Origin of the sequence: Caballeronia glathei (assembly GCF_000698595.1) — a bacterium.
Taxonomy (GTDB): domain Bacteria; phylum Pseudomonadota; class Gammaproteobacteria; order Burkholderiales; family Burkholderiaceae; genus Caballeronia; species Caballeronia glathei.
The window spans coordinates 54,288-80,955 of the sequence record NZ_JFHC01000033.1; the positions used below are offsets into that span (position 1 = coordinate 54,288).

Genomic DNA, 26,668 nt, shown 5'->3' on the forward strand with positions numbered 1-26,668 from the left:
AATGGCCCGCGTCGCGATTCACAATCTTCGCAAGCAATTCGGGCAGACCACGGCGGTCGCCGATTTTTCCCTCGACATCGCCGACGGCGAGATGGTCGCCTTCCTCGGTCCAAGCGGCTGCGGCAAGACCACGACGCTGCGGATGATTGCCGGCTTCGTCGAGCCGAGCGGCGGTGCGATCCTGATCGGCGGCAAGGACGTCACGCATACGCCGCCAAACCGGCGCAACACCGGCATGGTGTTTCAGCGCTATGCGCTGTTTCCGCACATGACGGTTACCCAGAACGTCGAGTTCGGCCTCAAGATGCGCAAGCTGCCCGCCGCGGAACGCGACGCGCGCATCAAGCAGGCGCTCGACATGGTGCGTCTCACGTCGCTGCGCGACCGTTATCCACGGCAGCTCTCGGGCGGCCAGCAACAGCGTGTGGCCATCGCGCGCGCGCTTGCCATCCGGCCCGAGGTGTTCCTGCTCGACGAGCCGCTATCGAACCTCGACGCAAAGCTGCGTGTCGAGGTGCGCGAGGAGATTCGCGCGCTGCAGCAGCAGTTGGGACTGACCACCATTTTTGTCACGCACGATCAGGAAGAGGCGCTGACCATCGCCGACCGGCTGGCCGTCATGCACGACGGCCGCGTGCAGCAGATCGGCAGCGCCGATGAGCTCTACGAGCGGCCGGCCAATCATTTCGTCGCCGATTTCCTCGGCAAGATGAATTTCTTCGAGGGCGCATTCGACGGCGATGGACGCTTCGTTACGCAGCGCGGCACGCCCATCGGCATCGGCGCGCTGCAAGCCGCGAACCCCGGCACACGCGTCGTCGGCTTGCGGCCCGAACGGCTTTCGCTCGACGCCGCACCGTTGCCCGATACGAACAGCCTCGCCGTCACGGTCTCGTCGCTCGTCTATATGGGCGCGACAGTGGAAGTGCGCGCGCTCACCGAGCGGGGCGACCCGATCGTCGCCCACGTACAGAACAATTTTCGCGGCGACGTGGGCCGCCTGGTCGCCGGCAGCAAGGCCTTCGCGAGCTTTCGCATCGATGACTGTGTTCTCTTCAACTAAATCAACCGCACGGAGTGTAGCGATGACCGACCGAACTGCCCGCCGCAATTTCCTCAAAACCGCTTCCGGCCTGCTGATGGCTCCGTCACTCGGGCTCGTCGTGGGGGAGGCGCGCGCGGCGGCGGCCTGTCCGAGCGTGGTGGTCGGAACCTGGGGCGGCGACTACCAGAACCTGCTCAGCTCGAACATCGGCGGCCCGATCATCAAGGCCGAGGGCGGTGACGTGGTCTACGCCACTGCCGACCAGGTCTCGCGGATGACGAAGATGCGCGCGGAGAAGGGCTCGCGGCGCGGCTCGATGGACGTCACCTGTCTCGCCGATATCGACATGTACGACATGAACCGCGCGGACCTGCTGCTGCCGGTCGACGCCGCCGAGGTGCCCAACGTCGCCAGCACGTTCGAGCTGTTCCGCAAGCCGTATTCGATCCCCCACATCTACAGCGCGATGGTGATCGTCTACAACCCCGCGAAGTTCAGCAGCGCACCCGATTCGTTCAACGCGGCGCTCGATCCGCGCTACAAGGGGCGCGTCGGACTGTCCGACATTCTGTACAACTTCAACGCGATGACAGGCGCGCTCGCCGCCGGCGACAAGAGCGGCACGCTCACGTCCGGTATCAAGTTCCTGCGCGAGCTCAAGAAGAATCAGCCCAAGGTTTATCCGTCCAACGAGGCGGTCGCGGCCGCGCTGAAGACCGGTGACGTGTGGATGACCTGCATGTGGAAAGCGCGTGCGATCCAGTGGAAGAAGGCGGGTGTGCCGATCGATTTCGCGTTTCCTCAGGAAGGCGCCGTGCCGGCAGTGTTCGAAGCGGCCGTGCCGAAGACCAGCCGGTCGCAGCCATGCGGCTTCAACTACCTGAACGCGATGCTCGACCCGCGCGCGCAGCTCGGCTTCGCGCAGACGATGGGCTACGCGCCGACGGTCAAGAACGCGTCATTGCCCGCCGATCTGCAAAAGATGGTCGGCTTCTCCGACGCGCAGCTCGCGAAGCTGCTGCACATCGACTACGCGAAGACCGCCGAGCAGAAGCCGGGACTGCTCGACTACTGGAATCAGGACTTCAAGGTTGGCCTCTAGGAACCCGCGATGAACGGCACCTTTGTCGGCGATGCCGGGCGCACGGCGCGGCGCGAGCCGCGCGCGCTCGGTGTGTCGCTCGCGCTGCCTGCGTCCGTGGTGGTCGTGCTCGTAATCGTGGTTCCGGCGCTGCAGCTGTTCCGCTACAGCCTGAATCACTTCGACGTGCAGGCGCTGATGCAGGCGGCGTGGACGCCCGAGAACTACATCAAGTTCTTCACCGAGCCCTATTACCTTAATGTACTCGGCACCACGCTCAAGATTGCCGCGCTGTGCACGGCGCTGTCGCTGGTGTTCGGCTTTCCGGTTGCGTACTCGCTTGCGAAAAGCCGCAGCCGCTTCAAGAGTCTGCTGATCATCCTGCTGGTGTTTCCGTTGATGGTCGGCAATGTCGTGCGCGCGGCCGGCTGGATGGTGATGCTCGGCAACGCAGGCTTCGTCAATGCACTGCTGGTGCACTTCGGCATCGTCGCGCAGCCGGTCCGGCTGCTCTACACGCCGCTTGCCGTCGTCCTCGGCACCACGGGCGTGGTGCTGCCGTACATGATCCTGACGCTGCAGAGCGTGCTCGAAGGCATCGACCTGTCGGTCGAGGAAGCCGCGCGCAATCTCGGCGCGAGCTTCGCGCAGACCTTTACGGCCGTGGTGTTGCCGATGTCGCTGCCGGGCGTCGCCGCCGGGTCGATGCTCGTGTTCATCCTGTGCATGAATGCGTACGCGACGCCGGTTCTGCTCGGAGGCACCGGGCTCACGATGATGACGCCGGCGATCTATGACCAGATCGGCAAGGCGGCCAACTGGCCGTTCGGTGCCGCGCTCGCGCTCATATTGATGGTGGTGACGCTGGTTTGCGCCATCGCATCGAACTGGATCATCCACCGCCGCTACGCGAAGACGATGCTCGCGTGAGGGCGAATCCACCCGGCGCCGGATCGGTGGCGTCCAATTTTGTCCAGGATATCGAGCAATGCCCATATTGACCCGCAAGACGCGTGACTACCGGCTGCAGGCGATGCGCAACCTGATGAAAGAGGCGCAAGTCGACGCGCTGGTTCTGACGAGTGCCGACTTCTTCCAATGGGCGACCAATTTCCATGTCGACGTGCTGACCTGGGAGCGGCCGATCATGGTGTGCGTGCCCGCCTCGGGCGAGCCGTTTGCGGTGATGAACGAGCTGTCGACTCATCATATGCGGCTATCGCAGGAGCGCGCCTCGGTCTGGCTCGACGATATCGCGTTCTATGCCGAGCACCCGAAGACGACGGGGCGCCAGTACCTGGTCTCGCAATTGCCCGAACTGATCGCCGAGCGCTTGCGCCAAGCGGGGCTTGGCCGTGCGCGCATCGGCATCGATGCGGCAGGCGGGCCCTTCACGCGCGCCGCCGCGCTGTTGCCCGAGACGAAGTTCGTCCCGCTCACCGCCGAGTTGCGCGTGCTGCGCTGGGTCAAGACCGACGAGGAACTGGAGATCATGCGCGCCGCCGCCAGCCTGTCCGACTGGGTGCAGGACCGCTATCGAGAAAACATTCGCGCCGGCCGGCTGGTACAGGAACTCGACTACCAGATGGCTACGCAAATGGTCGAAGAGGGCGCGCGCCGCTTTCCCGGCGAGAACCTCGAAGTGTTGCGCTGCTGGACACTGTCTGGTCCGGCATCCGCCTCGCCGCACGGCGATGGCGCGTCGTGCGGGGCGCGTATCAGCGAAGGCGATGTGCTCGTCAATATCGTGATCCCGCGCCTGAACGGCCTGGTGGTCGAAAACGAGCGCACGTGGTTCTGCGGCAAGCCCAGTGCCGACCAGGCGAAATACTACGAGGTCGCGCGCGCGGCCAACGAAGCGGCGCTGGCCGCCGCGGTTCCCGGCGAGCCGGTATCCGGCATCGATGCGGCGGCGCAGAGCGTGATCGAAAAGGCCGGCTGCGCGGACTTCATCCGGCATCGTACCGGGCACGGCATGGGCATCATCGGCCACGAGTATCCGGAGGACATGGCGTTCAATCACCGGCCGCTCCTCGCCAATGAAGTGTATTCGGCCGAGCCTGGCATCTACGTTTATGGACTCGGCGGCTTCCGGCTCGACGATTCGGTGGTGGTCGGCGCGCCACCCGAGGTGATGACGCGCACGCCCAAGACGCTCGAGTACGCGACGGTCGGCTGAACTTTTCAATGCGGCGGCCGCGTGCGTCGCACGGGCGGGACGCCGTCGCCGCGCCTGTCGAATAACCGAAGGAGATTTCCCATGGAAGCCGTGCTGTTCAGAAACGGTGCGCTGCTCGATCCGCTGCGCGCGGAGTTGCTCGAAGGTCACGACGTGCTGGTCGAGGGCGGTCTGGTGCGTGAAGTCTCGGACCGGCCGATCAAAAGCAGCGCACGCACGATCGACCTCAAGGGCAAGACGATCATGCCCGGCCTCATCGATCTGCATGTGCATGTGGTGGCCACCGAACTCAATCTGGCCCGGCAGATTCATCTGCCCAACGTGCTGGTGACCTTGCGCTCGGTCCCGATCATGCGCGGCATGCTGCGCCGCGGCTTCACGACGGTACGCGATGCGGGCGGCGCGGGTCACGCGCACAAGCGCGCGATCGAGGAGGGCCTCGCCGAAGGTCCGCGTCTGTTCGTGTCCGGCCGCGCGTTGAGCCAGACCGGCGGTCACGGCGACATGCGCGAGCGCACCGATTACCTGCAGACCGACGCGCCGTGCGGATGCTGCGTGCGCGTGGGCGCGCTCGCGCGCGTCGCGGACGGCGTCGATGCAGTGCGTCGCGCCGCGCGCGAGGAACTGCAGATGGGCGCCGACCAGATCAAGATCATGGCTTCCGGCGGCGTCGCCTCGCCGACCGACCCGGTGGGCGCGTTCGGCTATTCCGAGGACGAAGTGCGCGCCATCGTCGCCGAGGCGCGTAGCCGTCACACCTATGTGCTTGCGCATGCGTATACGTCCGAGGCGATCCAGCGCGTGGTGCGCTGGGGCGTGCGCACGATCGAGCACGGCAACCTCGCCGACAGCGAAACGGCCCGCGTGATGGCCGAGCACGGTGCCTATGTGGTGCCGACGCTCGTCACCTATGAGGCGCTCTCGAGCGAGGGCGCACAGTTGGGTCTGCCGCCCGACAGCGTCGCCAAGATCGCCGACGTGCATGAGGCAGGTCTGCGCTCACTCGAAATCTTCAAGCGCGCCGGCGTCAAGATGGGTTTCGGTTCCGATCTGCTGGGCGAGTCGCAACGCCTGCAGAGCAACGAGTTCCGTATTCGCGCGCAGGTGCTGTCGCCGGCCGAGGTCATTGCCAGTGCCACGGTGGTGGGCGCAGAGGTGCTCGGCATGGAGAACCGGCTCGGGCGGCTCGTGCCCGGCGCGCTCGCCGACGTGCTGGTCGTGGACGGCAATCCGCTCGAATCGGTCGACTGCCTGCTCGGCCAGGGTGAGCGCATTCCGTTGGTGATGAAGGGCGGCAGGATTCACTTCGACGAACTGGCGCGCGCATGAGCGAACGCGCCGGGGCCGAGCCGAAGATGGACTTCCGCCATATCGACGCGTTCCGGGCCGTGATGCTCGCGCGCACGTCGACCAAGGCGGCGCAACTGATCAACCTGTCCCAGTCGGCAATCAGCCGGCTGATCTCGGATCTCGAGCGCTCGACCCAGCTGACGCTCTTCAACCGCGAACGCGGCCGGCTCGAGCCGACCGCCGAGGCCTATTCGCTGTTCGCCGAAGTCGAGCGGCGCTACGCGGGGCTCGACAACATCCGCGAGTTCGCGCTTTCGCTGCGCAGCCCCGAGACGGCGACGATCCGCGTGGGCAGCGTGCTGTCGTTCGGCCTCGGCTTCTTTGCGCGGGCCATGGCGCGCTTCCGCGAGGTGCATCCGACGGTCAGGATCGGCCTGACGACGGGCTCGTCGCAACTGATCCGCGACCAGGTCGTCGCGCGCACGCTCGCGCTCGGCGTGGTGACCGACACCATCGATTTCGCCGAAACCGATGCCGTCTCGTTCTCGAAGCTCGATGCGGTTTGCGCGGTGCCGGCGGGCCATCCGCTCGCGAGCCGTCCCGTCATCACGCTCGACGACCTGCGTGCCTGGCCGGTCATTTCGTATGAGCCGTCCGACATGGTGCGCTGGGGCATGGACTGGATTTTCGATCCGGGCAACCTGGGGCCGCAGGTCGCCGCCATCGTGCGCTATTCGGTCAACGTCTGCGCGCTGGTCAGGGAGAATGTCGGCGTCGGGCTGGTTCACCCGGTGGCCGCTTACGATTTTCTCGACACCGGTCTCGTGTTCCGCCGCTTCGAGCCCGCGATGACCTTTCACACGCTGCGCATCAAGCCACGCAGTCCCGCCGCGTCGACACATGTGGAAGATTTAATCGCGGTGCTCGACGAGACGCTCGTGCATATCGTCGGTGAAGTCGAGGCGCGGCTGTAGGGGAGCGCGGCATGAACGGCTGCCCGTAGGAGAGATGCCGTGTATGAAATCGCTTTGGCAACCAGCAGATGCCCGCGGGCGCATCCGCAACGCATCGAGAAGACATCGTAATTATTTAACATAACGATAATTAGCGTAGTTTTGACTTGTAGTAGCTTTATTGAAATGTCGTGTTCCGACCTCGGTATGCTTGCCGGTTCCTTGTGGGATTACGGAGCTGGCCATGCAACGTGTCTCGCATCAAGTCGCGTTCACGTTCGGGTGGTCGATTAACGCCACGAATTTTTTGCTCGTGCCGTCATATGCCAGCATGGTCCCGTTCTCGATGTTGAACACCCAGCCATGCAAATTAAGCGCATTATTCGCGAGCCCTACCGCAACGCTCGGATGCGTGCGCAAGTTTGCAAGCTGCGCCAACACGTTCTCGCGCACCATGGAATCGAGCCTCGCGACCGGGGAGTCATGTTCGCGCGATTCATTGATCGCTTTGGCAGCATCCGCGTGACGCAACCACGACGCCACGGCAGGCAGGCGATGAAGGTCTGTGCAAGCTGCAATCGCCGACATCGCTCCGCAGTTCGAGTGTCCACAAACGACGATGTCCCGCACGCCCAGTACAGACACGGCGTACTCGACCGTCGCGGAAACGCCGCCGGGCTCGGGCCCGTAGGACGGGACAATGTTTCCTGCGTTCCGTATAACAAACAGCGCGCCCGGGTCCGACTGTGTCAACAGTTCTGGCACCACGCGGCTGTCGGAGCACGTCACGAACAGGACGCTCGGGTTTTGAGCCGTTGCGAGACGCTTGAATAATTCAATCTGCTGCGGGAAAACATCGCGCTGGAATTTGACCAGGCCTTCGATTATCTCTTTCATACTTGGACCGTTGATATGTTGCGGAACATGGTCTGGCAAACGCGTGCGCATCGCTGTGAAAGACACTCACGACTATGAAATGCGCCTGCGCGAGAAGCTTTGCCGCGTGCGCGGGTTACGTCACGGCATTCCGACATTCGTCCTAGGACATCTGAAAGGGAACAGCGTTCCGATCCAGGCCTTCCATTGAGGCAGAGGGCGTACAAACTAGGGAAGTTGGGTTCATTCCGCGGCCTTTCCATTGAAACGCTTGCCTGCAAAATTGAGCCAGGTTTATCGCAAACGCTTAATAATAGTATTAGGAAAAACTAACGGCTGTTCTCTCTGACCGGAGGCGGTTGATCGGACGACTCCGACCTCCTGCCGTGGTTTCGAATTTCGCTCTGTCGCAACTGAACGGAACGCGGCAAATTCAATCTGAATGGCTGAGTTCACCGGCGTTTCGCTCCCGTATGAGCCAATAGCTCATGCCCTGCTCCGGCGGATAGATAAAAGACGAAAAATGAACGTTACCGAAAACTCGCCTTCAACGCCATGCTAAAACAAGGAAAAGTGCTCACCTTGAAGGGCAATTTGCGGCGGCTTTTGTCATCGCTGCTATTGGCGGGGTGCGCGGCGTGCGCAACTGCCGTGTTCACACCGTCCGCCATGGCCGGAGCGGTGACGACATATCGGGGCATCTGCAACGCATCGGCGGGAATCGATCTCGGCTCCGGTTTCTTCATCGTGGCCGATGACGATATTAATACGCTGGTCATCTACCAATACGAAAAACCCGCGTACGTCGACAAGGTGGATCTCGGTGATTACCTGCGCAGCGACGACGGCAAGACAAAGGAAGCGGACCTTGAAGGGGCCGCCAGGATCGGCGACAGAATCTATTGGATCGCATCGCATGGGCGCAACGGCGACGGAGAGGTCAGGCCGACGCGTCATCGCTTGTTCGCGACACGCATCGTTGCTTCCGGCGCCAATCCAACCGTGAGACCGCTCGATGCGAAGCCCTACAGCGGACTGCTGGAGGCGCTCGCCCCGAACCAGCGCTTTGAAGAGCTTACCTCCGCATCGAAAATCGCTCCCGAAGCGTCCGGTGGATTGAACATCGAAGGGCTCGCCGATACGCAGGATGGCGGCCTGCTCATCGGCTTCAGAAACCCGCTTTCCAAAGGCAACGGCGAAGCGCTCGTGCTCAAGCTGAAGAATCCGGCTGCGGTGGTCGAACAAGGCGCGTCGCCCGTGTTCGATGATCTCATCCGTCTGGATCTCGGCCATCGAGGCATCCGAAGCATGGAGCGAATCGGTGCGGAATATTTCATCGTCGCGGGTCCATATGACAACGGCACGCTTGGCGCCCCTTCATCGCGGTTCGCCATCTATAAGTGGAGCGGCACTCCCGGCGTGGCGCCCGAGCATTGGAAGGACATCGCTCCGCCGGACTTCCACGCCGAAGGATTGTTCGAAATCGCCGGCGCCAAACAGTTGTATCTCTTGAGCGACGACGGCGATTTGCAGGCCAGTTGCAAAAAGGGCAAGAAGAAGGATAAGCCGTCCGAGGACAAGACCTTCAGGGGCATGCGACTCGATTTCTGATAGTTGTCCAAGGCGCTGAAGTGAGTGCATGTGCGCGCGAACGCCCTGCCACCGCCGCCCAGCTCTTATGCGCGTTGGAACGACCTCCACGAAGCCCTTCGCGGCGATGCCGAAGTCAGGACGCCAGCTCCTCCAATACATCGGCCAGCACCTTCGCACCATTGGCCAGATCAGCAGATGTAGTGAATTCGGCCTCGCAGTGCGTGAGACCCCGATGCGACGGCACGAAGATCATGCCCGACGGACACACCGCGTGCAGATAGCGCGCATCGTGACCCGCCGTTGACAGTATCTCGCGATGGGCGAGATTCAGGCGCGCGGCCGCATCGCGGATCACGCTACGCATCAAGGCCGGAAACTCCAGCGACATCGCCGAGGACAGCTCCGTCACGCGAACCGCGCATACGCCCGCGTGCGCTTCGCAGATCGGCTGCACCTTGTCGCCCAATGCGCGCAGAGCCTGCGAATCCGGATGCCGCAGGTCGATGGAGAAATCGACCGCGCTCGGCACCACCGAGGGCGCGCTCGGCTTCACGTCGAAGCGCCCCACCGTGAACTTGACGATGTCTTGCGCATCATGCAAGGCCTCCGCGAGCGCCTGCACCATCGCGATGGCGGCGAGCAGCGCGTCCTTGCGCTCGGCGCGCGTTGACGTTCCCGCGTGCGCAGCCTCGCCGTCCACGCGCACCTTGAACGTGCGCTTTCCCTGAATGCCTGTGACGACGCCGATCGTGAGCCCTTCCCTCTCCAGATGCGGCCCTTGCTCGATGTGCGCCTCGACGTAGGCGGCGGCGCGTTCGTCCAGCGCACGCGCGGCCACGTCGCGCAGGCATGAACGCACTTGCATGAGCGCATCGGCGACGCTCACGCCGCTTTCATCGGTGACGGCAAGCACCGTGTCGAGTCTGCGCTCGCCCGCAAACACCGCCGAGCCCATCATGCCGGGCGCGAAGCGCGAGCCCTCCTCGTTCATCCATGCGACGACGTCGATCGACGCGCGCGGCCGCACGCCCGATGCGACGATCGCTTGCACCGCCTCCAGCGCCGCCAGCACGCCGTACACGCCATCGAACTTGCCGCCGGTCGGCTGCGTGTCGAGATGCGAGCCCGACAGCACCGGCGCCGCGTTCGGGTCCGCGCCTTCGAGCCGCAAAAACAGATTGCCGATCGCATCGATGGACGGCTTGAGGCCTAGCGTTTCGCCCCAGCGGATGAGCAACTGCTGCGCCGCCGCGTCCTCCTTCGAGAGTGCCTGACGATTCACGCCGCCCTTCTCCGTCGCGCCGATTCGCGCCATCGCCGCGAGACGCTCGGCAAGACGCTTTTCGTCGACGAACGCGCTTGCCCGGGTTTTCGTATCGGCGCTCATGTGGTCTTCATGATCTGTGCGGGCACGGCGCGCGGATCGCGCGGCAGCCAGCGGCCCTGTTCCACCATCGCAAGGAATTCGCCCACATGCTGATTGAAGAGCGCCGGTTCCTCGAGATTGAGCGTATGACCCGTCTTCGGCATCACAACGAGGCCGCTCGCCGGCACCGTGCGCTTCAGGTAGATGCCGGGCTGCAAGCAATGGTCGTCTTCGTCGCCCACGACGACAAGCGTCGGAACCGTCATCGCTTTCAGACGCGTATCGAGGTCGTAGATCGACGGACGGCGTGCCTGCACGCCGCGCATCGTCATCGCGGAGCCGCGCGCGGAGTGTTCGCCCAGCATCGTCGCGAATTCGTTCCAGCCGCGCGGGTCTTTTACCTGAAACGCGATGCGCGACGCCGCCAGCGCATACGTCTGCGCGAACCGCTGCGAGCCTTGCGCTTCGAACTGATTCGCGACTTCCAGCGACACGGAGCGGAAATAGTCCTCGAATTCCTTCTCCGCGCCATAGCCCGCGCCCGCGACGACGAGCGAACGCGCGCGCTCCGGATTGTCGAGCCCGAAATGCAGCGTCGCAAAGCCGCCCATCGACAAACCGACGATATGCGCGCGGTCGATCTTCAGGCCATCGAGCACATCGCGGATATCGCGCGCGGCGATCGCCTGCGAATAGTGGTCGATGTCCTCGGGCACATCCGACGGCGCATAGCCGCGCGCCGCGAACGCGACGCATCGATAACGCCGGCTGAAGTAGCGCATCTGCGGTTCCCAGCTTCGCAGGTCACCGCCGAATTCGTGAACGAACACGATCGGCGTACCTTCACCCACCTCCTCGTAATACAGCTTTACGTCGTCTGTTGCATTCACGTACGGCATGCTCGAGCCTCTTCAGAACGGGTCAGAATTGATTGGCCGGTTCGGTGATCGAACGCGCGCGCTCGACCATCGACGGTAACAGCTCGCAAAAGCGATCGGCCCAGTGTTCCGGCACCGTGAGACTCACCTTCACGAAGCGATGTCCGAACTGCTTCGTGTGATACGCGCCCTGTCGAATCATGATCCGCTCGGCCTGGAACGCCTCGACGAGCGCCTCGGGCGTGATGCCTGCGTTGATCGTCTCCACGACGAGCAGATTCGCCTGCGACGGATAGACCGGCACGCTCAGACCTTCGACATGCTTCGCCGCTTCGACGACAGCCGCCTGGTTGCGCCGCTGACGCCGCTGAATGTCCGGAAACCATTCGCTCTTCGTGCGCAGCCCGGCGATCGCCGCACGCTGCGAAAGCACGTTGCTGCCGAGGTTGTTCGGCGGCGCGGAGGCGAAGCGTTCGATCAGTTCCGGATGCGCGATGACTGCGCCGAGGCGCATGCCCGCGAGACCTAGCCACTTCGAGAAGCTATAGGTGACGATGGTCTTTTCCGGATAGAAGCGATACGCGGGCGAGAAGCTGTCCGCGAACTGGAAGTAAGTCGCGTCATGAATGAAGTACGCGCCGACCGAGCGCGCGATCTCGGCGAACTCGCGGATCTCGTCTTCCGTGTGGCACGTGCCGAGCGGATTGTTCGGATCGACGAGATAGATGACGCCGGTGTTCTCGTTCACTGCCGCGCGCAATTGCGCGGGCGTGAGCTTGTACTTCTGCTCAGGCGAATAGATTGGCAGCTCGATCACGCGCGAGCCCGCGCGTGCGGCGAATTGCATCGGCCATGCCCAGCTCGGGTTGGTCGTCACGAAGTCCTTGCCCGGCTCGCAGATATTGCGGCACACGTTGTACAGCGCTTCGACCGCGCCGTCCGTGACCATGACCGAAGCCTCGGGCAAACCGATGTCCTCGCGGATCAGGTGCCGCAGTTCCTCGAAACCGAGCGGCGGCGCGTAGGCGTGATATTCGCCGCCGTCCAGCGCGTCGATGACCGCTTGCCGCACGGAAGGATGCGGCTCGAAGTGATTGGTGTTCTGGCCGAGCCACATCAATCCCTGGCTATTGCACAGCCGGTCGAAATACGCATTACGTTCTTCGAATCGTCGCATGACGCCCCCTTAGATGATCGAACGACGTGAGGCAATGCCGCCGTCGATGGTGACGATCGTGCCCGTTATATACGCGGCGCGATCGGATGCAAGCCACACGATCAGGTCGGCCACTTCGTCTGCCTGCGCCGCGCGCTTGCCGGGATATTTGTCGAACAGCTCCTCCCAGCGGCTTTCGTCGTTGTACCAGTCGAACGCTCGGCGCTTCATCAGTTTGACCATGCGGTCGGTCGCGACCGGGCCCGGATTCACGCCGACCACGCGGATGCCGTCGTCCAGCGCCCAGCCGCCGATCGCGCGCGTGAAGGCCATCATCGCGGCGTTGCCCGTCGAGCCGATGATGTAGTTCGCGTCCCAGTTCTCGCCCGAATTGCCGATGTCGTTGACGATTACGCCGCCGCCGCGCTGCTTCATCGACGCGTACAGCTCGCGGGTCAGCGTGACGTAAGAAAATATCTTCATGTCGAGGCTGGCGCGCCAGTCGGCGTCCGTCATCTCGGCGAGCGGGCCGGGACTGGAGTCCGCCGCGTTGTTCACGAGGATGTCGGCGTTCGAGCACGCGTGCGCCAGGTCGATGGCGTTCTGCGTCACCGACAGGTCCGTGGCGTACACGTGCACGCGCGTACCGTGCTTCGTCGCGATCTCGTCCTGCGCGCGATGCAGGGCATCCGCGGAGCGCGCCGCAAGATGCAGTTCGGCGATGCCTTCGGCGGCGAAGCGCCAGGCGGTCGCCAGGCCTATTCCCTTCGACGCGCCGGTGATCAGTGCGGACTTGCCTTTGAAGTTCAGTTCCATGTCGTCTCTCTTGTATCTACAAACACACTGTATGAATACATAAAGTACCACGTGAACATACGGAATGGAACCGGAATTTGTCTCATTCGGCGCATAGCCGTCCGGGCAAAAAAAACGGCATGCGTCGCCGCATACCGTTCAGGTCGGATCAAAGAGAAGCGTCTTAGCGATTCACGAGTTTCGCCGGGACCAGCAGGATCATCGCTGCGCCGGCGACCAGCACGCCCGCGGAAACGTACATCGCAATCACCGACGAATGCGTCAGATCGCGCAGCCAGCCGATCAGATAAGGGCTGACGAAGCCCGCCAGGCCCGCGAACGCGTTGATCGCCGCGATGCCGGCCGCCGCGCCCGTGCCGGCGAGAATCGCGGAGGGCAGCGCCCAGAACAGCGGCCCGGGCGTGAGCACGCCCGCCGCCGCCAGTGACAGGCCGACCAGGGCGAGCGGCACGTTCGCGCCAGCCCACGCCGTTATCGCATAACCGGTCGCGCCGAGCAGCATCGGCACGATCAGATGCCAGCGGCGCTCGCCGGTGCGATCCGAGTTGCGGCCGAACGACACCATCGCGATCGCGCCGAACACGAACGGAATCGCCGACAGCACGCCGATGTTCAACGTGCCCGTCACGCCCGACGCCTTGATGAGCGTGGGCATCCAGAACGTGAGGCCGTACTGGCCCATGATCACGCAAAAATAGATCAGCGCCATCAGCAGCATGCGCGGATCGCGAAACACCTGGCCGACCGTCTCCGAGATGCGCGCGTGGCGGCTCGCGGCCGAATCAAGCGCATTGGTGATGACGGCGGCCTCCTCGCGCGTCAGCCAGTTCGCATCGCTCGGGCGGTTCTTCAGATAGAAGAAGGCGGCGATGCCGAGGATGAGCGAGGGCGCGGCCTCGATCAGAAAGAGCCAGCGCCAGCCGGGATGCCCGTGCGTGCCGTTGAATGCCTCCAGAATCCAGCCCGACAGCGGCCCGCCGATGATCCCCGCGAGCGGAATGCCCACCATGAAGATTGCCAGTACGTGCGAGCGGCGGCGCGCCGGATACCACTGCATCAGGTAGAGCACGATGCCCGGATAGAAACCCGCTTCCGCCGAACCGAGCAGAAAGCGCAGGATGTAGAACTGCGTGGGCGTCTGCACGAAGAAGAATGCGGCGGAAATGAACGCCCACGTCACCATGATGCGTGCAATCCACGCCTTCGCGCCGACGCGCTGCATCAGCAGGTTGCTCGGCACCTCGAACAGGAAATAGCCGATGAAGAACACGCCCGCGCCCAGCCCATAGACGGTTTCGCTGAACTGCAGGTCGCTCAGCATCTGCAACTTGGCGAAGCCGATATTGACGCGGTCCAGATACGCCGCCACGTAGCACAGGATCAGGAACGGGATCAGCCGCAGCGTCACCTTCCGGTAGATCCGGTCTTCGATTCTCTGCGCTTGCCCTACGTTGCTCGCGGCATGCAGCGTGTCGCTCATCGCCTGCTCCTTTTCGTGGCGTGCCTCTTCATGTCAATGAAAACCCGGATATATGTATCTCCGAGCGCTTATCTTGTATCCAGATAATACCGATACAAAATACATTGCAAGGATTTTTTCAAAAAGAGGTCAGGCGCGCAGCGCGGCGCGCATGTCGGGAATTCGGGAGGGAGAAGCGCGCAGCGGCCCGAGGGGCCGTGCGGAGAAGCGCTTATTCGGTGGCTTCGGCAGGTTCGGGAAAGAGCGCGATGAAGTCGAGCATCTGCTCGCCGAGCATATTGACGTGCGCGGACATCGCTTTATCGGCGGCGTCGCCGTCGCCGCGCTCGATGGCGTCGATCACCTGCTCGTGCTCATCGACGGTATCGAGCCGGCGACGCACCTTCTGCGTAACCATCTTGCGATAGATCGATACGCGGTTGCGCAGGCTGCGCGTCTGATCGGCGAGAAACTCGTTCTGGCTCGCCTCGTAGACGATCTCGTGAAAGCGGCGGTTGATTTCGTAGAAGCTGTCGATCTGGCCGGCATCGAGCGTCGTGCGAAGTTGCTCCTGGGTCTCGCGCAGGCGTGCGATCTGCTGTGGCGTCGCGCGGCGCGCGGCGAGGCGGGCGCACAGCCCTTCGAGCTCGGCCATGACCTGAAACATTTCCAGCAGCTTGCGCGCGGACAGCGCCGCGACCATCGCGGGCTGGCGTGGACGCATCGTGATGAGCGCCTCCGATGCCAGCTGGCGCAGCGCTTCGCGAATCGGCGTGCGCGAGCATTCGAAGCGTTCGGAAAGCTCGGTTTCCTCCAGCCGCGAGCCGGGCGGCAGCCTGCCCGACAGGATTTCGCTCTCAAGCGTCGTCAGAATCTCGTCCGCTCGGGTGGTCATATGTATCTCCAAGCCTTTTGCTTGTATTTTCTGAGGGTCTGATTGTCGCACGAAACCGGGCGTGCGCAGGCGCGAGAGTGTCGGCACCCTGAAGCACGGCGCTGCTACGCGCGCTCATGACGGTCACACGAGCGTGAGCTGTCGAGGGGCGATAATAGCGATTCAAACTGAAGGAAAGCTTACGTGCGCGTACTCTTCGTAGAAGACGACGATCTGATCGGCTGTGGTGTCGAAGCCGGGCTGCGTCAGGCTGGTTTTACGGTCGACTGGGCCCGCGACGGTCACGAGGCCGGCCTCGCCCTCACCACCACCACGTACGCGCTGGTCGTGCTGGATCTCGGTTTGCCCAGGGTGTCAGGCATGGACCTTCTGAAACGGCTGCGCGACGCCGGCAAGGACGTCCCGGTGCTCGTGCTGACGGCGCGAGGAACGGTACTCGATCGCGTCGGCGGTCTCGAAGCCGGCGCCGACGACTACCTCGGCAAGCCATTCGATCTCACCGAACTGATCGCGCGTTGCCGGGCCTTGCTGCGCCGCGCGCAAGGGCGCAGTGTCGAGCCCATCCGCTATCAGGACCTGACGGTCAATCCCGCAGCGCAAACGGTCGACGTAGGCGATACGCGGGTGTCCCTGACCTCGCGCGAATGGGCCGTCCTGATGCAGTTGCTGACCCATCAGGGCATTCCCCAGTCGCGCTCGAGCCTCGAAGAGAGTCTGTATGGCTGGCAGCAGGAAATTGAAAGCAACACGATCGAGGTCCACGTGTCCAATCTGCGCAAAAAGCTCGGCGCCAGGTTGATCAGAACCGTGCGAAATATCGGCTACGTGGTGGAGAAAGCGTGATTTCAGCATCTATCCGCAGGCGCCTGGTGTTGCTGGTACTCGCCAGCATCGTGTTGATCTGGGGTATTGCGTGGATATCGAGCTATCGTCAGGCGGAGCGCGAAGTCGGCGAATGGGAACAGGCGCGGCTCGCGGAGCTGGCGCAAATCCTTGCGTTGCTTGACCAGCGCAATTTGACCACGCTCGCCAATGCGCGCATCGACGTGCGGGAAGAAGAGAAAGGCGGCGAGCCGGGTGCCAACGATGGTGACGACGATGACGCGTTGCCGCGCGACGCGCTATTCCAGGTGCGCAGCGCCAACGGCGACGTGCTGGCAGGCAGTCCGCAATTGCGCGCCTTGCACGCGTGGGATCTGCCGATGCCGCCGGCCAGCGGCTCCCGGGACATGACCCTGGGCGGCCAGATATGGCATACGTTCACCTTGCGGGATACCGCGCTTGGCCAAACGGTACGCGTCTTCGAACCGGCCAACACGCGCAGCGATCTGGTGAGCGGCGTGGCGAGCCGCATCGCCCGGCCCACCCTCCTCGCGCTGCCGGTGCTGGCTTTGCTGGTGTGGCTGAGCATCGGCTGGAGTCTGGCGCCGCTCAAGACCCTCTCGGGCGAAATCCGCGTGCGCGGCATCAACCGTCTGGAAGCGGTCGACATCGGTCGGGCGCCGACCGAGGTGCGGCCGCTGGTGGATGCGATCAATCTGGTGCTGTCGCGCTTGCGGCACTCGATCGAACGCGAACGCGCGTTTACCGCTGACGCCGCGCATGAACTGAAGACGCCGCTCGCCGCGATCAAGGTGCAGGCGCAGGTCGCACTGGCGGAGCCGGACGCGGCGCTACGACAGCTGGCGATTGAACGCGTGGTGCAAGGCGTCGATCGCGGCGCGCGGCTCTCGGAGCAATTGCTGTTGCTCGCGCGCCTGGACACGCACGAAAGGACGTCGACCGCACGGCTCAATCTCGCCGAAGTCGCAAGAGATGCCCTGCTGGCCAACCAGCGCAATGCGGAGCAGAAAAGCATTCATATGAGATTGACGGGTGACCCGCGCACGGAAATCAACGCCGAGCCGGTGCTGACCGGCATCATGCTCGACAACCTGCTCGATAACGCGATCAAGTACGGACGTGAATACGGCACTATCGAGGTGGGCATGCAGCATGCAAACGGCCGCGTGCAACTCATCGTGCGTGACGACGGCCCCGGTGTCGCGCCTGACGACCTCGCCCATCTGACGAACCGGTTTTTCCGCGCGACCGGTACCCAGGCCTCCGGCAGCGGCCTGGGTCTCTCGATCGTCGCGCGGATTGCGGAGCATTTCGATGCGAACCTGCAGGTGGGCACGGGCATCGGTGGCCGCGGGCTGGCGGTGGAACTGTCGTTTCCTGCTTGCGTTGAAGCGGGCCGAGCCGTGCCGGGAGCGTCAGTGAGAAGAGCGCTCTGACGGCACCGGTTGCGTGGGAGCGCGATTCGAGCGCTCGGCAAACTGCCATGCCAGAAGCCCCGGCACGAAGATCAGCAGGTCACGAATGCGCCGCGCGCCAGCCAGCGCCAGACAGATCGAAGGATCGAGACCAATGGCGCCACCGATCAGAATAAAACCACCCTCCTGGACGCCCAGGCCGCCCGGCACGAAGAAAGCCGCGCTGCTGACCGCCTGAATCAGTGATTCGAGCACCACCGCCTCGGTCAGGCTCACCGGAGCGCCGAGAAAGCGCAGCGCGAGCCAGATTTCCAGCGCCGTCAGAAAGCACTGCAGCGGTTGCCAGAAGAACAGATAGCGCAGCACTACCGCGCGTCTGCGCCAGATCAGCTTGATGGCCACATCAATCTGCGCCGACTGCCCGACCAGCGCAGCCAGTTTGCCGCTCGTCATGCGATCGAGCACACGCGTGATGCGCTCGAAGGGATTGGCGTGCTGTACGAGTGCGAACAGCACCAACAGCGGCGTCAGGATCACCACGCCCCACGCCAATTGTCCCGCCAGCCGCAGTGTGTTCGACTGCGCATGAGCGAAAAGAAAGCCGATGCCGATCATCGTGAACAGCAACTGGCTGATGACGGTGAGCTGCATGTCGACGATGATGCTGCCCACCGCCGTCGACGGACGCACCCCCCAGCGCCTGAGCATCCTGAATGACACCACCTCGCCGCCGATACGCGCCACCGGCAACATGCTATTCACGGATTCGCGCACCCAGACCAGATGCAACATGCTGGCGATGCCCGGCCGGTTCGCGCCGCGGATCAGCGAGCGCCAGCCGCATGCATTGGCAAGCATCGGCAGCCCATGCGAAATCGCCGCCAGCAGGAGGCCCGCGCCCGCGGTGCGCAACGCACCCAGGACGGCGACAGGGTTCTCCTGCCACACGAGCCACAGCGAAACCAGCAAGCCGGCTAGTGCGGACAGGCGGCCAAGATGCCTGATCACGCACACACCTTGCACATGCGCTTCAGTCCGTCTGCCTGACCCCCGGTTTCTCCATGCTCGCGCTTCATCGCCAACCCAATCCGCCGTTCATCCGTCATTCGTCCTGTGCCACCGACAACAGGCCGTCGCCGTCCACCCTGAAACTGAAGCCGCGCCAGATCACGCGTGAGGACCAGAAGCTCGCCACGAAAATCGTAAACGACACGATATCCCATAATGGCATCAGCCAGAGATCGCGGCGCGCCTGCCGCAATACGCGATCCGACAGCACTTTCAACCCGAGCCGGGCGCACACGGCGACCAGCGCGAGCGGCCATGCCCACACAGCGCCGCCCGAGAACACTACGGCGAGCAGCGCGAAAGCGAGCGGGTGGATCAACGCCGAACCAAGGTGGCCGAGCGGATCGATACTGCGAATCGTGCGGCTCCAGCGCAGTTCGTGGTCGATCAATTGCATCGCACTCGATTCGACGCAGGCATGTGAAATCATGAACGGAGGAATCGCGACCTTTTCGCCGATCATCCGCACCGCTTCACCGATCGCGTGATCTTCGGCCAAATGCTTGACGAACGGTGTGAGCCCGCCGATTTTTTCGAGCGTGTCGCGCCGCATTGCGATGCTTTGCCCGAAGCAGGGCCGCGCGAGACCGAGTGCGAGGCCGGTCACCACGCCGGGCAAGAAATGATAGTTGGTCGCATTGGCCGACAGGCGCGGCCAGAACCCGGGATCGGGTTGCCCGCGATACACACAGGTGACGAGACCGACACCCGGTTTCTGCAATTCTCCGATTACATTGCGCAGATAGTCCGGGCCGACGCTCACGTCGCTATCGGCAAACACCAGCACGTCGTGCTGCGCCTGCGGCAGCATATTGAGGATGTTGCTGATCTTACGGTTGGGACCATACAGGCGCGTATCGGCGACTACGGTGATGTTCGCATCGGGATGCAACCTTCGTAGTTCGTCCACCGTTTGCAAGGCAGGGTCGTTCGAGTCGTGCACGCCGAACAGGAATTGCACGGGCCCCGGATAGCGCTGCTGACAGAAACTCGACAGGTTCGCGAGCAGTGTCCATTCGTCGCCATGCAACGGCTTGACGATCGTGACCGGCGGGAAGGTGGTCGGCTCGGACACGGGCCGCGCGAAGAAACGCCCGATCAGTGCGCCGGCCAGCACGGTATAGCCGATGCCGAATGAAGCCGCCGCCGCGCACGCGAAGCTCAGCGTGACGGCGAACAGGTGTGCGGCGCTCACGCCTGATGGGCGCGCAGGAAGCGGAAGAATTCGACGCCTTCCCGCAAGCGCCGTTTCATCATGTCCCAACTCGTCAGCATTTCGCGCAGGATTTCCCAGATCTTCGACGGGCGGAAATAGAAGCGCTTGTAGAAGTTTTCGAGCTGGTGATACATCTCGTCGCGCGACAGATGCGGATAGCCGATCGCAGCCAGTTGCACACCTTCCCTGCTGACGAGATTGATGACCTTGTTCTCCTCGAGCCAGCCGTTCTCGACCGCCTGGTTATACAGCGTCGTGCCGGGATACGGCGCGGCGAGCGATACCTGGATCGTCAGCGGATTGATCTCTTTCGCGTACTCGATGGTCTTCTGAATGGTTTCCGGCGTCTCGCCCGGCAAGCCCAGAATGAAGGTGCCGTGAACCTTGATGCCGAGCGTGCGGCAGTCTTTCGCGAAGCGCCGCGCGATGTCCGTGCGCAAGCCCTTCTTCACGTTCAGCAGGATCTGGTCGTCGCCGGATTCATAGCCGACGAGCAGCAGCCGCAGGCCGTTATCCTTCATGATCTTCAGCGTCGCGTAAGGAACGTTCGCCTTCGCGTTGCACGACCACGTCACGCCGAGCTTGCCCATGCCGCGCGCAATCTCTTCCGCGCGAGGCTTGAAGTCCGTGAAGGTGTCGTCGTCGAACATGATCTCCTTCACTTCCGGCATGTTGTCGCGAATCCACCTGACCTCTTCGAGCACGTTCTCGACCGAGCGCACGCGATAGCGATGGCCGCCGACCGTTTGCGGCCACAGACAGAACGTACACTTGGAGCGACAGCCGCGGCCCGTGTAGAGCGACACATAGGGATGCTTCAGGTAGCCGTTGAAGTAGTTTTCGATCGTCAGATCGCGCTTGTAGACCGGCGCGACGAACGGCAGCTCGTCCATGTTCTCGAGGATCGGGCGCGCTACGTTATGTTCGATCGAACCGTCCGCCGCGCGATAGCTCAAGCCCTGGATCTGCGCGAACGGAACGCCTTCGGCGATCTCCTTGCAGGTCAAGTCGAATTCTTCACGGCAGACAAAATCGATCGCCTCGCTTGCGGTCAGCGAATTGTGTGGATCGACCGCCACCTTTGCGCCCACCATGCCGATCAAGATCGAAGGCTTGCGTTTCTTCAGGTTTTCGGCGAAGAGGGCATCGGTTGGAAAGGACGGCGTACTGGTATGAATGATCACCAGGTCGTATTGCTGCGCGATGTCGAGCACAGCCTCCACCGACAGGCCGTCTGCGGGCGCATCGAGAACGCGGCTATCGGGAATGAGCGCGGCGGGTTGGGCGAGCCACGTCGGATACCAGAACGAACGGACTTCACGCTTCGCCTGGTAGCGCGAACCCGCGCCGCCATCGAAGCCGTCGTATGACGGTGCCTGCAGGAAGAGAGTTTTCATGAATGCAGCAGCAATCCTTTAATCGAAGCTTTCAGCGTTCTAGCGGAAGGTTTCCAAAGTTTGTTTACTCCCGGGATGCAAGCGGACGCGCAAATAGTACGGGGCGAAGCTGAAGGAAACCTGAAGGAACCAATACAGCGCGCCTGCAAGTAAGGATCGCCGCGAAGCGATCCTGCGCGGTCCGGAAGCGAACGGGAGAACTGATATTGATTACGGCGTTGCGAAGCATCGCCATGAGACAGTCAACTCACGCCGCCGCGAAGCGGGCGCGACCTGCGAAGACCCGCGTGCACAGACGCGGGCAATCCTGCTGGCCAGACGATCAGAACCCGAGGCCGGGCAGCACCTGCGTGCCTTCAGCTGCCACCGACTGCAAGGCATTCGGATCCAGCTTCAGCGATTTGAGGATGGTCGGCGCGACCTGCGTGGTGCTGACGGTGGTGGCGTTCGTCGCCGCCTGCAGCCCCGGATAGGCGACGAGCAGGCCAAGATGGCTGTCGTCCGGCGCATTGCCGCCGTGTTCGGCATCCTTTGCTTTGCTGCTCGTATAAATAACACCCGGATTGGGCTGCACGATGATGTCCGGTGTGCGGCCCTGTGCGGGGTCTCCGAACTTGGCCGCCAGCGCCGCGCCCGAAAGAATCGAGGCCTGTGACCCGTCCGCGCAGATACCCGTCGCCGTGCATCCGAGGTTGGCCTGCAGGGTCGCGACCGCACTCGCCATCTGCGACTGATCGCGCAGCCAGATAAGCCCGACGTCGTCGTCCTGCACGAAGCCCGTTCCGACCAGTCCGGAGCCGTCGTTCAGCCTGCCCGACTTCGTGGCGGCCTGTCCGATGTTGCCCTTCGAGTCCAGAAAGTTGCTCGCTTCGAGCAGCGCCGCAAGCGTGTCGCCGTTCTTGACGAGCTTCGTGTGGTCAGCAGGAGACTGGCCGTGCTTGGACGTCACGATCACCACCGTCGAAGAGAAGAGACTCTTGGCCTTCAACTCCGCCACCATCTTTCCGATCGCGCCATCCGCGTATGCAATGGCCGCAGCGACTTGTGGTCCGGGGGTGAACTGCGCATCGGTGTACCCTCCTCCGTCGGCGTTCGGCGCCTTTTGAGCCACGCTCAGCGTCTGGAAGTTGGTGCCGAACACGGTCGGCACGCCGACGCTCGTCTTGCCCGTGGAGTCCTTGCCGTCGATCTGGTTGAGGATCGCCTGCACGTGGAAGTTGTCGAACGTTTCCGTGTGCGTGTAGACATCGGTGTAGTCGGTGTTGGTCGCGGGGTCGATGGAGTTGATCTCGGTTCGCGCCAGATCATCGACACCCTTGCCTGATGGACCATTGACCCAGTCGTAGCCCCACGCGTGCTTGTCGGCCCATGCGGTCCGCGCGTTGGCCATTTGCTGCTTCACGACCTCGAACACCGTGTTCGTCTTCAGATAGTTGTGCGGGAACACCGGTGTGCACACGCCGTTCACTTTCGCATTGGGGATCGCTTGCGGATTGAAGGCGCCTCCGCCGTCCAGATGCGTGAGATCGCCACCGTTCATCGCGTCGATGCCCGTGGTCTCGTCGAAGACCACATTCCAGCCCTGCGCGCCCGTGCATTGCGTATCGGCTGGCGCGAACAGCGTGCGATCGTAGGAAACGTCATAGAAAAGGCCCGCCGACTTAGGCGACCCGCCCGTCAGGAGCGCGGCAAGCCCCGGAAACGAATCAGACAGCCCGGGTGTGAATGCGTTGGAATACGTGACACCGTTGTTCGCGAGCGCTGCGATGCTGGGACACGTCTTCGCCGCGATGCAGTTGGCGAGATCCTGCTGATGCAAGCCGTCGATACTCACGAGCAGCACGTGCTGAGCGCCTGCGATTGCGTTGGGTGGTGGAGAGCCGTTGTCAGATCCTCCGCACGCGACGAGCGCGAACGAGGTGCAAAGAGCCGCGACTATTCCAGCCTTCAGGCGAAGGTTCACTATCGATCTCCAGACTATTGAGGGTGTACGAACGAACCGCGATGAGAGACGGTCGCGGCGCTCGGCCTAGTCTGGGTCACATCCGAGTCATGAACGTTACGTGGAGATTTCGCGGGCTTTCGCGGCCGTTACACGGCATTTACGTACACTCAATGACGTAAGGCTGTGCTGTCTATCGTCGTTCAGTGTCAGCCATCGGGGCCGTCGTACTTCTGGAAAGCGTTCACCGATACTGCAAGCCCATGGCTCTCAGCACGGTTCGTCAGCACGAGCGACGCACGGTGCCGCTTCGCGACCCGCGATGCGATCGCCAGTCCGAGACCGCTGCCCGGCCCCTGGACATCCGCGCCACGATAGAAGCGGTCGCACACGCGGTCGATCTCGTCGGCGGCGATGCCCGGGCCGTCGTCGAGTACAGAGAGGCACACGCTGTCCCTCCGGCGGCTCAATGTCACGTCCACACGGCCACCCTCGGGCGAGTGGCGGATCGCATTGTCCAGCAGGTTGTTGAGCAGGACCGCCAGTGCAGACGGGTCGCCGAGGATCATATAGGCGTCGCCGGGCCCGGTCGCGTGCTCCAGTTCGAGCCCGAGATCGATCGACTTTGCCTCGGACAGCATCGAAAAATCGCCGACGCATACTTCTCCGAGACGGCGCAGGCTCATCGGCGCCATCGGGGTCTCACGCTGTGCGTCCTCGCGTGCCAGTGCGAGCAACTGATGCGCGAGGTGAATGATGCGATTGAGCCTGCCTTCGAGCCGCGCGAGCGTATCGTGGCTGCCGTGAAGCGAGCCGTCGCGCACGGCGGCCTGTATCTGCAGCTTCAAGGCGGCGAGCGGCGTGCGCAACTCGTGCGCAGCGTCGGCGACGAACGTGCGCTGTGCCTGCGTCGCGGCGTTCAGGCGAACCAGGAGGCCGTTGAGGGCGTCGACGAGCGGCCTGATCTCGGCCGGCACCGGCTGTTCGACATGCACGATGTCGAGCGATTCGGCGGACCGGCTCGCGAGCGCCCGCGACAGCCAGCCGATCGGCGCGAGTCCGCGCGCCACCACGAACCACACGAGTGCAAGCGTCACGGGAAAGAGCAGCGCGAGCGGCCACAGCGTACGCAGCGCGAGCTGCAGTGCCAGTTCGTCACGAACGATGAACGGCTGTGCAACCTGCACGAAACGATCGGGCTGCTCCACGCCGAACACGCGCCAGTGAAGGCCCTCGCGCTCGATCGAGCGAAACCCGTCCCCGGCGCGCGGCAGCGCAGGCTCCCTCAACGAGTGATAGATGAGCCTTCCGGTCTTGTCCCAGATGTCGATGACGATGCGGTCATCGGCGATGTCGTGGAAGTCGTGATCCTGATGTTCCACCGCGTTGGCGGCGGTAATGTTCATCGGCAGCGACAGGGCGACGGTGCGCAGTTCATAGTCGAAGAGTTCGCCTGCTTCCCGCCGCGCGGTGTGGAAAATGCCGTAGGCAGCCACCACGCACGCCACAGCGAGCCCGAAGACCAGCCACGCAAGCAGCCAGCGCCGGATCGATGTCATCCGGTCCTCTTGAGCCGATAGCCGACTCCGCGAACGGTCACGATCTGCTCCGCGCCGATCTTGCGGCGCAGGCTATGCACATGAACCTCGATGGTGTTGCTGCCCACCTCCTCGCCCCAGCCATACAACTTCTCCTCCAGTTCGGCGCGCCGGAACACACGCGCAGGTTCCTCGATCAGCGCCTGCAGCAGCGCAAATTCCCGCGGCACCAGATTCAGCGTGACGCCACCTTTGGTTGCCTCATGCGCCGCAGGGTCCAGCGCCAGGTCTGAGTGCGTATACACGGGATGCTTCTGCCCGGTCCGGCGCCTGAGCAGCGCGCGCACGCGTGCGGCGAGTTCGTCGAGGTCGAATGGTTTCAACAGGTAGTCGTCCGCGCCGGCGTCGAGGCCGCGCACGCGGTCGTCGATCGCGTCTCGCGCGGTCAGGATCATCACGGGCGCAGAGCCGCCAGCGCGCCGATACGTGTCGAGCACCTCGATGCCATCTCGTCTTGGCAGACCCAGATCCAGCAGCACCAGATCATAGACGCCATTGCTCAACGAGAGATCGGCGGCGCGGCCGTCCTCTGCCCAGTCGACGGCATAGCCCGCTCGCCGCAGCGATTCGAGCACAGTCTCGGCGATCATGCTGTCGTCCTCCACGAGTAGCAGCCGCATACGGTTCTCCGTCGTTTCGAATTGTCCCTGCACTCATTGTCCGGCGTGGACGCTTAAGACTCACTTAAGCGTTCCTTAAGCTCGCGATGCATGGACTGAGTCGCTCCTTACAGACGTGCAAGCTTGCGCGCCGCCGCTTCAGTGCCCAAAGTGCCTGGCTTGCCCGCTTTCGCTCTCGCAGACTCGGCGTGTGCTTTGAAGCGCGTGCGCCGCGGGAATCATCGCAGAAAGTACGACGATCGCGGATGCAGAGGTCTTCACGATACGTCCTCCGTAAAAAGGATGTGCAGCGAATGTGCGCCCTTCCGGGGCTTAAGGCTCTCATAAGGAACGGCGCCGCACTATCGTGACTCGCGCATGCGGCCATGCGGTCCAGGAGAAAGTCATGCAGATACCGACCCTCGTTTCAATGCGCGCGAACTTCGTGCTGTTCGGCATCTGCGTGGCGCTGTCGGATGCGGCATCACTCATCGCCACCGCACTTGTCGGCAAGCCCCAGTTGGTGGGAGCGCCCGTCGTGCGGGCTGCCACGCTCGCCGCGGCTGTCGCCATTGCGATGATCGTGAGATGGTTGGCCAGGCGCGCCTTCGAGGCCGCCGATTCGGCGAGGCATCTCGCGTCGGCCACAAGGGTACCCGGCTTGCCTGTGATAGCCGAAGGATGTTCTCGTGACTGGCTCGTGCAGTTGCATCTCGAACTTCACGCCACGCGCGCGCAGCGCGGCACCTCCCAATCCTCGGGCGCGCGGGACGTGCCTTAGAACACAGCCACCCGGATCCACGTGGACGGACGCGACCTCGGAAATCATGTCCGTCCTTTGGCCCGGCATGATGCCGGGCTTTTTTTCATCCACGGATCGATTCGCGTGAGAGTGCCGGGATGTCTAAGCCCGCGCTAAGTCCCTGCAGACATAGTGAATCTCAGCACGAGCCCATGAACCACCACGTCGAGGACGACTGGATGCATGGCATTCGTCTGACCA

The 26,668-nt window shown here is 63.3% G+C and carries 23 protein-coding genes; 10 read left to right on the forward strand and 13 right to left on the reverse strand.

The genetic code is table 11. From position 1 onward, the window contains the following. Nucleotide 1 precedes the first annotated feature (1 nt). The 6 genes from BG61_RS20630 to BG61_RS20655 all read left to right on the forward strand — a co-directional run bounded on the left by BG61_RS20630 (nt 2) and on the right by BG61_RS20655 (nt 6,569). Nucleotides 2-1,063, forward strand: coding sequence for an ABC transporter ATP-binding protein (locus BG61_RS20630; RefSeq protein ID WP_035925109.1), 1,062 nt, complete (start codon nt 2-4; stop codon nt 1,061-1,063). Between the two features lie 22 nt (nt 1,064-1,085). Next, nucleotides 1,086-2,147: an extracellular solute-binding protein gene (locus tag BG61_RS20635; protein ID WP_035925105.1), complete on the forward strand. Its 1,062-nt coding sequence runs from the start codon at nt 1,086-1,088 to the stop codon at nt 2,145-2,147. 9 nt (nt 2,148-2,156) lie between these two features. Beyond that, nucleotides 2,157-3,056, forward strand: coding sequence for an ABC transporter permease (locus BG61_RS20640; RefSeq protein ID WP_081868140.1), 900 nt, complete (start codon nt 2,157-2,159; stop codon nt 3,054-3,056). A 58-nt stretch (nt 3,057-3,114) separates the two neighbouring features. After that, nucleotides 3,115-4,305, forward strand: a complete 1,191-nt coding sequence (locus BG61_RS20645; protein ID WP_035925103.1) for a M24 family metallopeptidase — start codon at nt 3,115-3,117, stop codon at nt 4,303-4,305. 81 nt (nt 4,306-4,386) lie between these two features. Then, nucleotides 4,387-5,634, forward strand: a complete 1,248-nt coding sequence (locus BG61_RS20650; RefSeq protein ID WP_035925100.1) for a metal-dependent hydrolase family protein — start codon at nt 4,387-4,389, stop codon at nt 5,632-5,634. Further along, nucleotides 5,631-6,569, forward strand: coding sequence for a LysR substrate-binding domain-containing protein (locus tag BG61_RS20655; RefSeq protein WP_232255956.1), 939 nt, complete (start codon nt 5,631-5,633; stop codon nt 6,567-6,569). The genes BG61_RS20650 and BG61_RS20655 overlap by 4 nt, the downstream gene beginning before the upstream one ends. A gap of 240 nt (nt 6,570-6,809) precedes the next feature. Here BG61_RS20655 and BG61_RS20660 read toward each other — a convergent pair whose 3' ends face one another. Continuing rightward, a complete protein-coding gene (locus BG61_RS20660) occupies nt 6,810-7,445 on the reverse strand; it encodes a carbonic anhydrase (RefSeq protein ID WP_035925098.1) in 636 nt (211 codons plus the stop codon). Between the two features lie 552 nt (nt 7,446-7,997). Between BG61_RS20660 and BG61_RS20665 the strand changes: the two genes are divergently transcribed. Further along, the gene (locus BG61_RS20665; RefSeq protein ID WP_161783689.1) at nt 7,998-9,035 is read left to right on the forward strand and encodes a DUF3616 domain-containing protein; all 1,038 of its coding nucleotides are present in this window, start codon (nt 7,998-8,000) and stop codon (nt 9,033-9,035) included. Between the two features lie 115 nt (nt 9,036-9,150). Here the strand turns inward: BG61_RS20665 and BG61_RS20670 are convergent, their stop codons facing one another. The 6 genes from BG61_RS20670 to BG61_RS20695 all read right to left on the reverse strand — a co-directional run bounded on the left by BG61_RS20670 (nt 9,151) and on the right by BG61_RS20695 (nt 15,587). Then, the gene (locus BG61_RS20670) at nt 9,151-10,404 is read right to left on the reverse strand and encodes a M20 family metallo-hydrolase (protein ID WP_035925094.1); all 1,254 of its coding nucleotides are present in this window, start codon (nt 10,402-10,404) and stop codon (nt 9,151-9,153) included. After that, nucleotides 10,401-11,282: an alpha/beta fold hydrolase gene (locus tag BG61_RS20675; protein ID WP_035925091.1), complete on the reverse strand. Its 882-nt coding sequence runs from the start codon at nt 11,280-11,282 to the stop codon at nt 10,401-10,403. Before BG61_RS20675 ends, BG61_RS20670 begins: the two co-directional genes overlap by 4 nt. Nucleotides 11,283-11,304: 22 nt before the next feature. Next, a complete protein-coding gene (locus BG61_RS20680) occupies nt 11,305-12,438 on the reverse strand; it encodes a pyridoxal phosphate-dependent aminotransferase (protein WP_035925089.1) in 1,134 nt (377 codons plus the stop codon). A gap of 9 nt (nt 12,439-12,447) precedes the next feature. Next, nucleotides 12,448-13,233 (reverse strand): short-chain dehydrogenase/reductase, encoded by a 786-nt coding sequence (locus tag BG61_RS20685; protein WP_035925087.1) that lies wholly within the window; start codon nt 13,231-13,233, stop codon nt 12,448-12,450. Nucleotides 13,234-13,396: 163 nt separating this feature from the next. Next, on the reverse strand, nt 13,397-14,713 hold the full coding sequence (locus tag BG61_RS20690) for an MFS transporter (RefSeq protein WP_035925084.1): 1,317 nt from the start codon (nt 14,711-14,713) through the stop codon (nt 13,397-13,399). Nucleotides 14,714-14,924: 211 nt separating this feature from the next. Continuing rightward, nucleotides 14,925-15,587 (reverse strand): GntR family transcriptional regulator, encoded by a 663-nt coding sequence (locus tag BG61_RS20695; protein WP_035925081.1) that lies wholly within the window; start codon nt 15,585-15,587, stop codon nt 14,925-14,927. 183 nt (nt 15,588-15,770) lie between these two features. Here BG61_RS20695 and BG61_RS20700 point away from each other — a divergent pair, with 183 nt between their 5' ends. Beyond that, on the forward strand, nt 15,771-16,430 hold the full coding sequence (locus BG61_RS20700; RefSeq protein ID WP_035925078.1) for a response regulator: 660 nt from the start codon (nt 15,771-15,773) through the stop codon (nt 16,428-16,430). Further along, nucleotides 16,427-17,866, forward strand: a complete 1,440-nt coding sequence (locus BG61_RS20705) for an ATP-binding protein (protein ID WP_051672680.1) — start codon at nt 16,427-16,429, stop codon at nt 17,864-17,866. Before BG61_RS20700 ends, BG61_RS20705 begins: the two co-directional genes overlap by 4 nt. On the opposite strand, the gene BG61_RS20710 is transcribed toward BG61_RS20705, so the two are convergent. The 6 genes from BG61_RS20710 to BG61_RS20735 form a co-directional block, all read right to left on the reverse strand. Then, nucleotides 17,846-18,853 carry a lysylphosphatidylglycerol synthase domain-containing protein gene (locus BG61_RS20710; RefSeq protein ID WP_051672686.1) on the reverse strand — a complete coding sequence of 336 codons (1,008 nt, stop codon included), beginning with the start codon at nt 18,851-18,853 and terminating at the stop codon, nt 17,846-17,848. The two genes, BG61_RS20705 and BG61_RS20710, sit on opposite strands and share 21 nt — an antisense overlap. 94 nt (nt 18,854-18,947) lie before the next feature. After that, nucleotides 18,948-20,108, reverse strand: a complete 1,161-nt coding sequence (hpnI, locus tag BG61_RS20715; RefSeq protein ID WP_035925076.1) for a bacteriohopanetetrol glucosamine biosynthesis glycosyltransferase HpnI — start codon at nt 20,106-20,108, stop codon at nt 18,948-18,950. Continuing rightward, nucleotides 20,105-21,526 carry a hopanoid biosynthesis associated radical SAM protein HpnJ gene (gene hpnJ / locus BG61_RS20720; protein ID WP_035925075.1) on the reverse strand — a complete coding sequence of 474 codons (1,422 nt, stop codon included), beginning with the start codon at nt 21,524-21,526 and terminating at the stop codon, nt 20,105-20,107. Before hpnJ ends, hpnI begins: the two co-directional genes overlap by 4 nt. 322 nt (nt 21,527-21,848) lie before the next feature. Beyond that, complete coding sequence (locus BG61_RS20725) at nt 21,849-23,489, reverse strand: alkaline phosphatase family protein (protein WP_306434144.1); 1,641 nt, start codon at nt 23,487-23,489, stop codon at nt 21,849-21,851. A 188-nt stretch (nt 23,490-23,677) separates the two neighbouring features. After that, nucleotides 23,678-25,027 carry an ATP-binding protein gene (locus tag BG61_RS20730; RefSeq protein WP_035925072.1) on the reverse strand — a complete coding sequence of 450 codons (1,350 nt, stop codon included), beginning with the start codon at nt 25,025-25,027 and terminating at the stop codon, nt 23,678-23,680. Next, nucleotides 25,024-25,686: a response regulator gene (locus BG61_RS20735; RefSeq protein ID WP_035925070.1), complete on the reverse strand. Its 663-nt coding sequence runs from the start codon at nt 25,684-25,686 to the stop codon at nt 25,024-25,026. Before BG61_RS20735 ends, BG61_RS20730 begins: the two co-directional genes overlap by 4 nt. 385 nt (nt 25,687-26,071) lie before the next feature. Between BG61_RS20735 and BG61_RS20740 the strand changes: the two genes are divergently transcribed. Beyond that, nucleotides 26,072-26,446 carry a hypothetical protein gene (locus tag BG61_RS20740; protein WP_035941812.1) on the forward strand — a complete coding sequence of 125 codons (375 nt, stop codon included), beginning with the start codon at nt 26,072-26,074 and terminating at the stop codon, nt 26,444-26,446. The last annotated feature ends 222 nt before the right edge of the window (nt 26,447-26,668 follow it).

Coding starts and splice junctions, on each gene's coding strand:
- BG61_RS20670 (WP_035925094.1), bottom strand. CDS start 10,404: ATGAGCGCCGATACGAAAACCCGGGCAAGCGCGTTCGTCGACGAAAAG.
- BG61_RS20730 (WP_035925072.1), bottom strand. CDS start 25,027: ATGACATCGATCCGGCGCTGGCTGCTTGCGTGGCTGGTCTTCGGGCTC.
- BG61_RS20645 (WP_035925103.1), top strand. CDS start 3,115: ATGCCCATATTGACCCGCAAGACGCGTGACTACCGGCTGCAGGCGATG.
- BG61_RS20685 (WP_035925087.1), bottom strand. CDS start 13,233: ATGGAACTGAACTTCAAAGGCAAGTCCGCACTGATCACCGGCGCGTCG.
- BG61_RS20655 (WP_232255956.1), top strand. CDS start 5,631: ATGAGCGAACGCGCCGGGGCCGAGCCGAAGATGGACTTCCGCCATATC.
- BG61_RS20660 (WP_035925098.1), bottom strand. CDS start 7,445: ATGAAAGAGATAATCGAAGGCCTGGTCAAATTCCAGCGCGATGTTTTC.
- BG61_RS20650 (WP_035925100.1), top strand. CDS start 4,387: ATGGAAGCCGTGCTGTTCAGAAACGGTGCGCTGCTCGATCCGCTGCGC.
- BG61_RS20630 (WP_035925109.1), top strand. CDS start 2: ATGGCCCGCGTCGCGATTCACAATCTTCGCAAGCAATTCGGGCAGACC.
- BG61_RS20740 (WP_035941812.1), top strand. CDS start 26,072: ATGCAGATACCGACCCTCGTTTCAATGCGCGCGAACTTCGTGCTGTTC.
- hpnJ (WP_035925075.1), bottom strand. CDS start 21,526: ATGAAAACTCTCTTCCTGCAGGCACCGTCATACGACGGCTTCGATGGC.
- BG61_RS20635 (WP_035925105.1), top strand. CDS start 1,086: ATGACCGACCGAACTGCCCGCCGCAATTTCCTCAAAACCGCTTCCGGC.
- BG61_RS20695 (WP_035925081.1), bottom strand. CDS start 15,587: ATGACCACCCGAGCGGACGAGATTCTGACGACGCTTGAGAGCGAAATC.
- BG61_RS20690 (WP_035925084.1), bottom strand. CDS start 14,713: ATGAGCGACACGCTGCATGCCGCGAGCAACGTAGGGCAAGCGCAGAGA.
- BG61_RS20680 (WP_035925089.1), bottom strand. CDS start 12,438: ATGCGACGATTCGAAGAACGTAATGCGTATTTCGACCGGCTGTGCAAT.
- BG61_RS20735 (WP_035925070.1), bottom strand. CDS start 25,686: ATGCGGCTGCTACTCGTGGAGGACGACAGCATGATCGCCGAGACTGTG.
- BG61_RS20675 (WP_035925091.1), bottom strand. CDS start 11,282: ATGCCGTACGTGAATGCAACAGACGACGTAAAGCTGTATTACGAGGAG.
- BG61_RS20640 (WP_081868140.1), top strand. CDS start 2,157: ATGAACGGCACCTTTGTCGGCGATGCCGGGCGCACGGCGCGGCGCGAG.